Origin of the sequence: Exiguobacterium sp. s63 (assembly GCF_018617335.1) — a bacterium.
In the GTDB taxonomy this organism is placed as follows: Bacteria; Bacillota; Bacilli; order Exiguobacteriales; family Exiguobacteriaceae; genus Exiguobacterium.
Window position 1 is genome coordinate 574,734 of the sequence record NZ_JACSKB010000002.1, and the last position, 12,920, is coordinate 587,653.

A 12,920-nucleotide genomic window follows, 5' to 3' on the forward strand; every position below is an offset into this window, starting at 1 on the left:
TACTTAAAGTTAGGGGTGAACTTTCTTGGAATATGTAATTGAAATGCTAAATATTCGCAAAGAGTTCGGTACGTTCGTTGCGAACGACAATATCACACTCCAATTGCGCAAAGGTGAAATCCATGCGCTGTTAGGAGAAAACGGAGCCGGGAAATCGACGCTCATGAACGTGTTATTCGGTCTTTACCAGCCTGAGGGTGGAGAGATTCGCGTACACGGGAAGAAAGTAGATATTGAAAATCCGAATATCGCCAACGATCTCGGAATCGGGATGGTCCACCAACACTTTATGTTGGTTGAAAAATTCACAGTCACGGAGAACATCATCCTTGGTCTTGAACCGAAAAGTGGGATGACGATCGATCGTGATACAGCTCGTAAAAAGGTCATGGAAATTTCAGAACAATACGGGTTGAAAATCGATCCTGATGCAAAAATCGAAGACATTTCAGTCGGTATGCAACAGCGTGTAGAAATCTTGAAGACGCTCTATCGTGGAGCGGATATTTTGATTTTTGATGAACCAACGGCAGTGTTGACACCACAAGAGATTCAAGAACTTATCCAAATTATGAAACGTCTGATTGCTGAAGGTAAGTCAATCATCTTGATTACACACAAGCTGAAGGAAATCATGCAAGTTGCCGATCGTTGTACGGTCATTCGCCGCGGTCGTTATATCGGCACGGTCGAAGTGGACGAGACGGTCAACGAAGACAGCTTAGCTGAAATGATGGTTGGTCGTGAAGTAAACTTTGACGCGGAGTATTCGAAAGCGGATCCGCAACAAGTCGTTCTTGACGTTCAAAACCTCGTCGTTAAAGACAGCCGTGGATTAAGCGTGGTCGAAGGGTTAGATCTACAGATTCGTGCAGGAGAAGTATTGGGGATTGCCGGAATCGATGGAAATGGTCAAACCGAGTTGATTGAGGCGATTACCGGACTTAAAAAACCGGAATCAGGTAAAGTAATGTTGAATGGTCAAGATGTTACGGGCCATACGCCGCGTAAGATGACAGAGGCTGGTATTGGACACATTCCGCAAGACCGTCATAAGCACGGGCTTGTACTCGACTATTCAATCCGCGACAACATGGTTCTTCAAACGTATTACAAAGAACCGTTCTCAAAACGGGGCTTGATGAATTATAAAGCGGTTGCAGAGAAGGCGAAGGCATTGATTGAGAAGTTTGACGTCCGAACTCCATCGATCGATGTTCCAGCACGCGCCCTATCAGGTGGTAACCAACAAAAAGCCATTATCGCCCGTGAAGTCGATCGTTCACCAGACTTACTCATCGCCGCTCAACCGACGCGTGGTCTCGATGTTGGTGCGATTGAATTTATTCACGAGCAACTCATTAAAGAGCGTGAAAAAGGACGTGCTGTCCTCCTCATTTCATTCGAACTTGATGAGATTTTACACGTATCCGACCGTATTGCAGTTCTCTATGAAGGAAAAATTGTAGGGATTCGTGATCCGAAAGAGACGACGGAACAAGAACTTGGCTTCTTGATGGCCGGCGGTCAGAGAGGGGACGAAACAGAATGAAAAAACTAAGTTTAAACCAACTTCTCATTCCACTCCTATCCATTATTTTAGGACTTCTCGTCGGGGCGATCGTCATGTTGATCGGTGGCTATGATCCGGTACAAGGGTTCATCTCGTTGTTCGAGGGGATGTTTGGTAGTCCGTATGCGGTAGGGGAAACGTTACGAGCAGCGGCACCACTGATCTTCTCAGGTCTTGCGGTCGCATTTGCGTTCCGTACGGGACTCTTTAACATCGGGGTAGAAGGACAAGTATTGATTGGCTGGGTCGCGGCAGTTTACGTCGGAATTAACTTTGACTTGCCGATGTTCCTCCATTTGCCGCTTGCACTCCTCGCGGCGATGGTAGCAGCTGCAATCTGGGCGTTCGTTCCTGGTTTCTTAAAAGCGAAGTTCTACGTTCATGAAGTCATCACGTCAATCATGATGAACTATATCGCTCTTTACACGACGAATGCCATTTTGCGTAATGTCATTGGTGTAACGAATGAGCGTACCGATTCAGTTAAAGAATCAGCATCTTTAGCATCACCATGGTTACAAGAATTGACAACGTATTCACGCTTGCACTGGGGTGTGTTAATCGCCGTCCTTGCTGCGATTGTGTATTACTATATTCTTCAACGGACGACGCTTGGATATGAGCTTCGTGCGGTTGGATTTAACAAACATGCGTCTCAATACGCAGGGATGAGTGTCAATCGAAACATCGTCTTGTCATTTGTCATCTCGGGAATGTTCGCTGGTCTTGCCGGTGCAATGGAAGGCCTTGGTACATTCGGTAGTATGACGCTCTCTGCATCGTTCACAGGTGTCGGATTCGACGGGATCGCCGTTGCCCTTCTCGGTGCGAACACTGCAATCGGTGTCGTGCTTGCCGCCATTCTCTTTGCAGGATTGAACATTGGTGGTTTGGCGATGCAATTAGGTGCGAACGTACCTTCTGAGCTCGTTAAAGTCATCATCGCAGCCATTGTTATCTTTGTGGCATCTGGTTATGCGATCAACTATGTTGTTGAGAAACTTAAAGGAAATCGTAAGAAAGGAGTGGAGAAAAAATGAGCTTCTTAGAAGTACTCTACATTGTCGTACCGGTTGCACTTGCCTATGCGACTCCACTCATTATCGCAGCGCTCGGTGGAATTTTCAGTGAACGGTCTGGTGTTGTCAACATCGCCCTTGAAGGAATCATGGTCATCGGTGCCGCGACAGGGATCATCACGACGCTCACTTTGACTGATTTAGGAGCGGGTGCGTTGAGTCCATGGATCGCGTTACTCGTCGCGATGGTGGTCGGCGCGTTGTTCTCACTCTTCTTGGCCGTTCCAGCCATCCTTTGGCGTGCGGACCAGACGGTACTCGGTGTCGCGATTAACATGCTTGCGATCGGTCTTGCTATCTTCGTCGTACGAGTTCTCTACAATAAGGGACAAACCGACTTTATCGAATATCGTATCGCGAAAGAGAACGTCCCGTTCTTATCGGACATTCCTGTACTCAAAATGTTCTTCATAAATGTTCAGTACACGTCGTTCGTCGCAATCGCTTTGGCGTTCGTCGTTTGGTTCGTCATCTTTAAGACGCCGTTTGGCCTTCGTCTCCGCTCGGTCGGTGAACATCCGATGGCAGCTGATACGATGGGAATCAACGTCACAAAAATGCGCTTCATGGGTGTCATGCTCTCTGGTGCCTTTGGTGGTCTTGCCGGAGCGGTCTATGCTGTAACAGTTACTACGAACTTCAGTGGGACGACGATCGTCGGTCAAGGATTCTTAGCCATTGCCGCAATGATTTTCGGTAAATGGAACCCACTTGGAGCGCTCGGTGCCGGATTGTTCTTCGGATTCGCACAAGCCTTATCGATTATCGGAAGTAACTTACCGGTCATCAATAACGTGCCGCAGCTTCTTCTCTTGATCGCGCCATATGCGCTCACAATCCTTGCACTCGCTGGACTCGTCGGTCGTGCGGATGCACCGAAGTCTGTCGGTATCCCATATATTAAAGGGAAACGGTAATTAGAAATAGGACATATGTCCATTATGTTCAGGTTGTTTGGCGCTTAAGCCAAACAACCTTTTTTGTTATACTTGGTGAGAGATGTCATAATCTATATAAAAGGAACCCCTCGACATGAAAAAAGACATATCAGTCAGTTGACCGATATGTCTTTCATTGATTATTCAAATTTTAATGCATCGCCTTCGAATGATTCATCTGCCACTTTGATTGAATCTGTTGGGCAGCCTTCGAATGCATCCATCATGTCTTCATATAACTCATCAGGGATTTCAACAGTACCTGTGTTGTCGTCCATCAAGTTGAATGCAAGACCTTCATCATCGTAATCGTAAATATCTGGTGCAGCTGCGCCACAAGCTCCGCATGCGATGCATGTATCTTTATCAACGATTGTAAATTTTGCCATGATAATAACCCTCCAAACGGTTCGTTTCTCTTAGGAAGTCATACTACTCACTATGAGTTATTGTAGTCTACATACCCAATTATTTCAATGAGGAAACGAATGTCTTTTTGGTAGGATAATGATTTATTTAAGGAAGTGACGATTTGGTTCATTTAGCGGATGGAGTACTATTGCTGGCCATCAAGCGTTTAAACGGAGAACGAAGTGAACGCAGCCTGTTTCATGTCTTGAACGGGAAACGATCAGCGACAACGTTACAGGACGCGTTCTTTTATGATTTAGAACCTGTTTTTGGACAGTTTCCGCAAACGACGTATATGTACGAGACAACATTGAAGACACTTGAAAAACGAGGATGGCTAGATCGGAAACGATTTCAACTGACGGAAGCGGGAGAGTTGATCTCATCACCAGAAGCAGTAGAAGATTTGTTCAACCGTCTCGGTGGACAACGACGGGATTACAATGCGACGACGTGGAAACGATTAAGTTTATTCGTCCAAACGTTCATGTCGAGAGAGCACGCTCGAACGTTTTATCCTGTACAAGCCGATCGGTCGGCAGAGCAATGGGTCAAACAATTATTGAGACTTGATCGGGAATGGAAGCCGTTGATGCAGACGTTTCATCAAGAAATCGAACAGGCGCTCGAACGGATTGGCGATCCTTATGCGACGGCAGTCGTCTATCGATTTACTGGAGCGTTTGAAACTGGATTAACTTATGAACAAATTGCCGGATTGCTAGATGTCGATGCAGAAACGGCTCGGCTTTACTTCTTAGCAGGTTGGAATGAACTCTTGATCCAGTTGCCTGAAGATGCCAAACTTAGAGGGTTTACGTACGGTCTATCTTCGGATCAGATGACTTTTTCTGCGCATGAATCCTACGAATTATTTCTAAAAGGCTACTCGTTTCAACAAGTCCAAGCGACACGCCGACTACGAACGAGTACGATTGAAGATCATGTAGTGGAATTAGCGATGTATTTAGATGTCTTCCCACTCGAGCAATTCGTCGCGATGGAAGACGTCGTGACGATCGAAAAGCTGAGACAGCCGACGAGTTGGGCACTGAAACCAATCTTTGAAGAGATGGGGAGTGTCAGTTACTTTCAAATACGCCTTGTCTTCGCAAGGCTGAAACGAGGTGAGACCTTTGTATGAATCAACACTGAAGCGAGTGTTTGGGTATGATTCATTCCGTCCGGGGCAACACGACATCATTCACGCTGCGGTAGAAGGGCAAGATGTGTTGGCAGTAATGCCGACAGGTGCAGGGAAATCGTTGACGTTTCAACTTCCTTCTTACATTAAGAACGCAGGACTGACGGTGATTGTCTCACCGCTACTGTCTTTGATTGAAGATCAGATGTTGCATATCAGAGAGCGTGGAGAACGAGGGGTCGCCCGTTTGACATCGATGGAGTCATCCGAAGAAAAGAATGAGATTATCAGTCAATTAAAGAAATATCGTTTTTTATACTTATCTCCAGAGCAATTGGCCGTCCCATATGTAACACGTGCACTTGCGAATGTGAACATTCAAATGCTCGTCATTGATGAAGCGCACTGCATCTCACAATGGGGCCATGAGTTTCGACCAGAGTATGCACGGTTAGGTGAATTGCGCAAACAGATCGGCAGTCCTCAATGCATGGCCGTCACGGCGACAGCCCCGGAAAGTGTGAAACAAGATATCATTGAAAAATTAGCGTTGTTCTCACCCGAGCAATTCGTTCATTCTGCCAATCGACCTGAAATTCGCTTAATCGTCGAACGATTAGAAAAAGAGAAAAAGCTTGAACGACTAAAAGAGTTGATGAAGGAAATACCAAAACCAGCTGTCGTCTATACAGCGACACGCCGTGAAGCCGAAGCGCTAGCGTTCGAACTCGAGGACGCACTATTTTATCATGGTGGCATGTCGACAGAAGATCGCCGACTCGTTCAGTCGCAATTTTTACGAAATGAAGTTACTGTCATGGTGTGTACCAGTGCCTTTGGTATGGGAGTGAACAAAAATAATGTACGCTCGGTCGTTCACTATCAATTACCTGCCACGGTTGAAGCGTACATGCAAGAGATCGGACGAGCGGGACGTGACGGGCAACCCGCATTCGCGGTCCTTCTATATGCGGATGGAGACGAGCGCATCCAGCAATTTTTAATCGACGGACAGTACCCGAAAGACGAGGATATTCGATTGGCTTATTTTGAGCGCGAGAACGGAACCTCCTTACAACAGGTACAGCGTATGTTACGGATGAATGAGGAAGATCCGAAGTTCTTATTGTTGAAGCAATTATTATCTGAACGGTCGCTTCAAGAGACGCTTGACTGGGTAAAAGAAAGGAAACGAGATCGTTATCGACAGCTCGGACAGATGATGGATTATGCCCTCATCCGTACATGTCGACGTGATTATTTGCTTCGTTATTTTTCAGAGCCGACAATCGACCAAAAAGAATGTTGTGATGTGTGCGGTCCCGTTCATTTCCCAGATACTCCGACAATCGTTCGAAAAAATGTGACAGAATGGAAAATTCGGTTGACGCAAATCTTTTCCTTTGAATAATATCATAGTAAAATGATAAAAAAGGTAAAGGAGGGCATCCGTTGCGACATCGGAATCAGGCAGATTCTCTTCGTGATCAATTGGCGGACACGTTGCCATCTCGAGCTGAGAGGCAAGAGCACGAACGAAAGAGAAAATTGAATGATAACTGGATGAAGCGCCCATTGGCGATGACTTTAACGTTCGCCATGTTAGCGATTATTCTCATTTTCATATATATTGGGCGACACGCCATATTTTAAAGGAAGGTGCGGACAACGTTCGCGCCTTTTTTATATTCAAAAAGTACTCGATTGCACAATAAAAGGGGTAAACTCGTTTGAATGCGGATATACTTATATTATTAGAACGAGTAAGAGAGGAGGGCGGAGATGCCGAAATACTCCATCAAGACAGTCGCGACGTTGACCGGTGTCAATCCAACGACCATTCGGGCATGGGAACGCCGTTATCAATTTATCGTGCCGAGCCGAACCGAGTCTGGTCACCGCCTGTATTCAGATCAGGATGTCGAAAAAATCAAGTGGGTGGTCGATAAGCAGAAAGAGGGTTTGAGTGTCTCTCAGGCGATTCAGCAATTGCATCAGGCTCCGGAGCCTGAACCTACTTCCGCTAAACTGTATGATGAGGAATTAAAAGATGGGTTGCTCCAGGCGCTTCTCTCTTTTGATGAACGTACCGCTCATGACTTAATCAACCGTGCCTTTAATACGTTCAGCTTTGAAAAAGTGACGAAGGACATCATTGGACCGCTTTTGATGGATATCGGTACACGTTGGGAAGATGGGTCAATCACAATCGCGCACGAACATTTCGCCACGGCTTTTTTGCGGGCGCGTCTTTCCACGCTGTCGCTTCAGATGCCGATGAACCCTTTCTTGCCACGTGTCACATGTGTCTGTGCCCCGGGTGAAATGCATGAGATCGGACTGTTATTTGTCACCCTCTATTTACGTCAACACGGTTATGATGTCATTTTCCTCGGTGCAGGGTTTCCGAAAGAAGATCTGAGCAAAGCCCTTTATGATATCGATGCATCTTGTCTTATTTTTGCTTGTACATTGACCGATCACATTCCCGACCTAGAAGAGGCTATGGCATATATTCAAACTGAGCACCCTGGCTTAAAAATTGGGGCTGGTGGATATGCGGTTAGTTTAGAAAGGAATCGATTTAAGGATGCATTTCTTGGCGACACACCGGAAGAATGGACAAAATGGTTATCAACTATTTGACACGGGATGAAAACGGGAGTAGCTTATTATTAGGATTGACTATTCACTGGAGGTTTTCGATTGAGATTTGAAAAACAAACAAAAGAACATCTTCGTGTATATGTGACTGCGAATGAACTCTCGTTACGTGGAATCGCCATTGATACAATTGTGGGGGAAAATGGTCAACAGCTGTGGAAAGAATTGCTTGAAACAGCAGAAAGTGAATACGGATTCTCTCCGCAAGGAGCAGTTGATTTGAATGTGACGATGTTTCCTCGTGACGGACTTGTCATCGATGTTCAGAGAGGCGAAGCGATTGCCGAACTCGATATCGAACAGGTTGAGATTCGATTGACAATCGATGTGATTCATCACTTGATTTATCAGTTCGAGGACATTGAAGATGTAATCAATGCTTCGATTCGTCTATTCCCACATATACATGAAACTGAACAAGGCGGGACACTATATCATTACAACGGTCGGTACTATCTTCACTTCGTCGAGGTACTTCCTTCACAAGTGGAAGAACGACTTGCGGCAATCTTGTCTGAGTACGGGAAGACGACTACGGTCAGCCCGTACGTCATGATGGAATACGGTAAGACGATTCAAACTGAACAAGCCGTTAAAGAGCTGTACGATGCATTCGCATGAGTACGGCTTTTTTTTACTGTTCTGTTCCTATTGTTTTTAGCATGTCCGTGTTATGATTAGACTTGAATTTTCAGTAGTTAGTTGAAGGAGAGATTGGAATGAAAGTCGCTGTATTATATGGTGGAGTGTCAGGAGAACGAGAAGTATCCCTCACGAGCGGACAAGGAATGATTGAAGCGTTAACAGAGCGAGGCCATGAGGTCACGGCAATCGACTTTCATCCGGAGCGGGCGAGTGATTTGTTGACATTAGATGTCGACGTCGTCATCAGCGCGTTACATGGAAAGTATGGAGAGGACGGTCGCGTACAATCACTGCTTGAAATGGCGGGGATCCCGTATACCGGATCAGGAGTCTTGGCATCTGCCCTTGCAATGGACAAGGCGAGAGCGAAAATCATTTTTGCGGCATCTGGCATCCGTGTCGCACGCGATGTGTTGATCGAATCGACTGATTTGATTGATGCAAAAGTGAGTGAATGGGGCGATGAGTTCCCGTGTGTCGTTAAACCGGCACAAGAAGGGTCATCAAACGGACTGACGATTGCCATGGACGAAGCGATGTTACGTGAAGGGATCGACAAGGCGTTTGCCTGCGATTCAGCCGTACTGGTCGAGCAGTACATCAAAGGAAAAGAATTGACAGTGCCCGTCATCGGGAACTTTGGGAAAGAAGAGGCGCTCCCAGTTATTGAAATCATTCCAAAAAATGAGTTTTACGACTATGAGTCGAAGTATACAGAAGGTGGTTCGATTCATGTCTGTCCGGCAGAGATTTCAACTGACTTGACGGAAGAGGTTCAGCAGGCGGCAGTCATGGCACACCGCGCACTCGGTTGTTCTGGATATTCGCGTTCCGACTTCCTCGTTTCAGAATCAGGAAAAGCCTACATTCTAGAAACAAACACGTTACCAGGGATGACACCACTCAGCTTATTCCCCGATAGTGCAAAAGCAGCGGGGATTTCTTATGGTGAGCTATTAGAGCGCTTCATTGAGCTCGCACTTGAACGTGAGTCGAAATAAGACAGGTATAGGAATACACACTAAAAGAAAACGCTTTCATTATTTTTGTAAAACCCTTTCAAATTGAACGCGTATCGGCTATACTTTTAAACGAATACGAGGTTAATTCTTGGGGGAGAATTGACAATTTAGGGGAGGAAACCTTCATGATTACGGATCAAGAAAAAGGTCATCAAAAACGAAAAAACATCTTGGAATCGACACAAGAGGTGATTCACGAAGCTTTAGATAAACTCGGCTATCCAGATGAGATGTACGAGTTGTTAAAAGAACCGCTTCGCATGCTGACCGTTCGGATCCCTGTTCGCATGGACGATGGCTCAACAAAGATTTTCACAGGCTATCGCGCTCAACATAATGATGCGGTCGGACCGACAAAAGGGGGAATTCGGTTCCACCCAAGCGTAACGGAGGTAGAAGTAAAAGCATTATCCGTTTGGATGAGCTTAAAAGCAGGAATCGTCGACTTACCTTACGGTGGAGGGAAAGGTGGAATCGTCTGTGACCCACGCGAAATGAGTTTCCGTGAGATTGAGCGGTTGAGCCGTGGTTACGTTCGCGCCATCAGTCAGATTGTTGGACCGACGAAAGATATTCCAGCACCAGACGTGTTCACGAACTCGCAAATCATGGCATGGATGATGGATGAGTATAGTCGAATCGATGAATTCAACTCACCTGGATTCATTACTGGTAAGCCACTTGTCCTCGGGGGTTCTCATGGTCGTGAGACAGCAACGGCAAAAGGTGTGGCCATCATGATTCGAGAAGCGGCACTCCGTCGTGGTATTGAACTCAAAGGGGCACGCGTCGTTGTTCAAGGTTTCGGGAACGCAGGTAGCTTCCTTTCGAAATTCATGCACGATGCCGGAGCGAAAGTAATTGCTGTCAGTGATGCTTACGGTGCCATCCATGATGAGAACGGTCTTGATATCCCTTACTTGTTAGATCGTCGTGATTCATTCGGTACGATTTCGACATTGTTTAAAAATACGATCTCAAATAAAGAGATGCTAGAACTCGACTGTGACATTCTCGTACCTGCTGCAATCGAGAACCAAATCACAGAAGACAATGCGGACGCGATTAAAGCATCGATCGTGGTCGAAGCGGCAAACGGTCCAACGACGAATGAAGCGACAAAAATCTTAACCGAGCGTGGGATTCTCCTCGTGCCGGACGTGTTGGCATCTAGTGGTGGTGTCACGGTGTCGTATTTTGAATGGGTACAGAATAACCAAGGTTACTATTGGACGGAAGAAGAAGTCGAGGAAAAACTCGAGAAAGTACTCGTCCATTCCTTCAATACCGTATACAATACGTCATCAGCACGAAAAGTCGATATGCGTCTCGCCGCCTATATGGTCGGCGTACGTAAGATGGCGGAAGCATCTCGTTTCCGTGGATGGGTATAATCAAAAAGTTCGGTCAACAGCTGTTGACCGAACTTTTTTTATACGTTAATTCGATTTGCGATCGTATCAGCAATTGCCTTCCCATGGAAGCGTCCGTTTTCGATAAAAATCTTATTGGCATCGTTTCCTGCTGCCACCACGCCTGCGATGAACAGATGTTCCACGTTCGTTTCGAACGTTTCTTCATCATATGAAGGAATTCCACTCTCTTCATCAACGAGAATGCCCGCGTCCTCGAATAAATGATGGTCCGGTTGATAACCGGTCATCGCGAACACGTGGTCAGCGTAGATATGTTTTTCTTCACCTTGTTGACGATAGTAGACGCCATCTTCCGTGATTCGTTCAATCGTCGCCTCGAATTCCATGCGAACTTTTTCATGTCGAACGAGCGAATCGAAGTTTGGGAGAACCCATGGCTTGACGGAAGGGCTATACGAATCGCCGCGATAAAGCACCGTCACATAAGCGCCCGCTTTCTCTAGTTCGATTGCCGCATCGACTGCAGAGTTCTTTCCTCCGATAATGGTGACATGTTGTTTGAAATAAGGGTGCGCCTCATTGAAATAGTGATGCACGTGAGGCAGGGATTCGCCTGGTACATCGAGTAGTCGAGGGCGTCCATAATATCCTGTGGCTAAAATCACGTAGTCAGCTTCACGAGTCGTCACCCCACGTCGTTCGTGTCTAGATGTCACAGTAAATCGTCCATTATTTTTTTCCACTGATTCGACAGTCTCGAATGGATGGACGTTCAAACCGGTCCGTGATACGACTTCTCGATAATAGACAAGGGCATCTTGGCGCCGGGGTTTTAAGTCTTTACAGATGAACGGAATGTCTCCGATTTCTAAAAGCGTGGCAGATGAAAAGAACGTTTGGTGTGTCGGATATCGATAGATGGCATCGACAATGTTTCCCCGTTCGATCACGGTACAAGATACACCAATCTTCTCTAGTTCGATGGCGGCCGAAAGACCACACGGGCCAGCCCCAACGATAATCGCTTGTTTATTCACTATTAAATCACCTCTTTGCTCATTGTAGGAAAGGGAGCGCGTGAGCGCAAGGTTATTGCTGGAAGCTAAAACTATGTTCTAACACCGATTGGCTCGAACCTGACTCGAGTTCGACTAAGAGGCGCAGACGGGCTTTTTGCGAATTTAAACCGTTCGAGAAAATGATGCCCATCTCTTTCAACTGTTTACCGCCACCGTCATATCCATAAACATCCTGAACGATTCCATTAAAGCAACGACTGACGATGACCACAGGGATTTCATCGACTAGGTGTTTGAGCGCCGACAAAAGGGTAGGAGGAACATTTCCTTGACCCAGCACTTCAAGTACGAGTCCGTCGTATCCGAGTGCAATCACCGACTCGAGCAAATCAGGTTCCATTCCCGCTACAACTTTTAGGACGGCAACGCGTTTTGAGATGGATGGAATCATTTTTGGTTGTCTGTTTGTCGGTTGACTATAGATGAGCACGTGGTCCTTTGTGACCATACCCACATTTCCGAAATGGACCGACTTGAACGTATCGACCGACGAGGTATGTGTTTTTGTGACGTTAAACGCCGAGTGGATTTCACCGTTAAATACGACGAGCACACCTTTGCCACGAGCTGCCTCGCTTTTTGCGACACGTAGGGCAGTGATTAAATTGAATTCTCCGTCTGAACCTACCTCGTTCGAGGATCGCATTGCGCCTGTCAGAACGATTGGTACCGGCGCCCCAAGTGTGATTTGTAAGAAATAAGCGGTCTCTTCAAGCGTATCGGTCCCATGTGTGATAACGACCCCATCATACGTGTCTTGTGTCAGTTCTCGTTGGATGAAATGCGCCAATTCAAGCATCTTCTCAGGAGTCATATGGGGCGAGGGGATGTTCGAAAAATGCTTCGTTGTGATGTGGGCGATGTCCGTCGCCTTCGGTAGTGTCGCATCAATAGGGTTGACGTCACTCGGTTCGACGTGACCTGTTCCGGACTGTGACATGGCGATTGTACCGCCCGTGTGGATTAATAATAAATGGTTCATATGTGTC

At 46.4% G+C, this 12,920-nt stretch carries 13 protein-coding genes; 10 read left to right on the forward strand and 3 right to left on the reverse strand.

Annotated features, from left to right (window positions below; all coding sequences use genetic code 11):
- Positions 1-25: 25 nt before the first annotated feature.
- Genes KNO90_RS09735 through KNO90_RS09745 form a run of 3 tightly spaced genes read left to right on the forward strand, consistent with a single transcriptional unit; the run spans position 26 to position 3,569 of the window.
- A complete protein-coding gene (locus KNO90_RS09735; RefSeq protein ID WP_214740197.1) occupies positions 26-1,552 on the forward strand; it encodes an ABC transporter ATP-binding protein in 1,527 nt (508 codons plus the stop codon).
- Complete coding sequence (locus KNO90_RS09740) at positions 1,549-2,613, forward strand: ABC transporter permease (RefSeq protein ID WP_214740199.1); 1,065 nt, start codon at positions 1,549-1,551, stop codon at positions 2,611-2,613. Before KNO90_RS09735 ends, KNO90_RS09740 begins: the two co-directional genes overlap by 4 nt.
- Complete coding sequence (locus KNO90_RS09745; RefSeq protein WP_214740201.1) at positions 2,610-3,569, forward strand: ABC transporter permease; 960 nt, start codon at positions 2,610-2,612, stop codon at positions 3,567-3,569. Before KNO90_RS09740 ends, KNO90_RS09745 begins: the two co-directional genes overlap by 4 nt.
- 161 nt (positions 3,570-3,730) lie before the next feature.
- On the opposite strand, the gene KNO90_RS09750 is transcribed toward KNO90_RS09745, so the two are convergent.
- Positions 3,731-3,979: a ferredoxin gene (locus KNO90_RS09750; protein ID WP_214740203.1), complete on the reverse strand. Its 249-nt coding sequence runs from the start codon at positions 3,977-3,979 to the stop codon at positions 3,731-3,733.
- Positions 3,980-4,122: 143 nt separating this feature from the next.
- Between KNO90_RS09750 and KNO90_RS09755 the strand changes: the two genes are divergently transcribed.
- The 7 genes from KNO90_RS09755 to KNO90_RS09785 all read left to right on the forward strand — a co-directional run bounded on the left by KNO90_RS09755 (position 4,123) and on the right by KNO90_RS09785 (position 10,870).
- Entirely contained in the window at positions 4,123-5,145 is a 1,023-nt protein-coding gene (locus KNO90_RS09755; RefSeq protein WP_215113499.1) for a YpbB family protein, read from the forward strand.
- Positions 5,129-6,556: a RecQ family ATP-dependent DNA helicase gene (locus tag KNO90_RS09760; RefSeq protein WP_353048490.1), complete on the forward strand. Its 1,428-nt coding sequence runs from the start codon at positions 5,129-5,131 to the stop codon at positions 6,554-6,556. The genes KNO90_RS09755 and KNO90_RS09760 overlap by 17 nt, the downstream gene beginning before the upstream one ends.
- Positions 6,557-6,597: 41 nt before the next feature.
- Entirely contained in the window at positions 6,598-6,798 is a 201-nt protein-coding gene (locus KNO90_RS09765) for a hypothetical protein (RefSeq protein WP_214740209.1), read from the forward strand.
- Between the two features lie 129 nt (positions 6,799-6,927).
- Positions 6,928-7,791, forward strand: coding sequence for a MerR family transcriptional regulator (locus KNO90_RS09770; protein ID WP_214740211.1), 864 nt, complete (start codon positions 6,928-6,930; stop codon positions 7,789-7,791).
- Positions 7,792-7,851: 60 nt separating this feature from the next.
- Complete coding sequence (locus KNO90_RS09775) at positions 7,852-8,430, forward strand: adaptor protein MecA (RefSeq protein WP_214740219.1); 579 nt, start codon at positions 7,852-7,854, stop codon at positions 8,428-8,430.
- A gap of 98 nt (positions 8,431-8,528) precedes the next feature.
- Positions 8,529-9,455 (forward strand): D-alanine--D-alanine ligase, encoded by a 927-nt coding sequence (locus KNO90_RS09780; RefSeq protein ID WP_214740221.1) that lies wholly within the window; start codon positions 8,529-8,531, stop codon positions 9,453-9,455.
- 146 nt (positions 9,456-9,601) lie between these two features.
- Positions 9,602-10,870: a Glu/Leu/Phe/Val family dehydrogenase gene (locus KNO90_RS09785; protein ID WP_214740223.1), complete on the forward strand. Its 1,269-nt coding sequence runs from the start codon at positions 9,602-9,604 to the stop codon at positions 10,868-10,870.
- Between the two features lie 38 nt (positions 10,871-10,908).
- Here KNO90_RS09785 and KNO90_RS09790 read toward each other — a convergent pair whose 3' ends face one another.
- Positions 10,909-11,892, reverse strand: coding sequence for a YpdA family putative bacillithiol disulfide reductase (locus tag KNO90_RS09790; protein WP_215113541.1), 984 nt, complete (start codon positions 11,890-11,892; stop codon positions 10,909-10,911).
- A gap of 49 nt (positions 11,893-11,941) precedes the next feature.
- A complete protein-coding gene (locus KNO90_RS09795) occupies positions 11,942-12,913 on the reverse strand; it encodes an asparaginase (RefSeq protein ID WP_214740225.1) in 972 nt (323 codons plus the stop codon).
- Between the last annotated feature and the right edge of the window lie 7 nt (positions 12,914-12,920).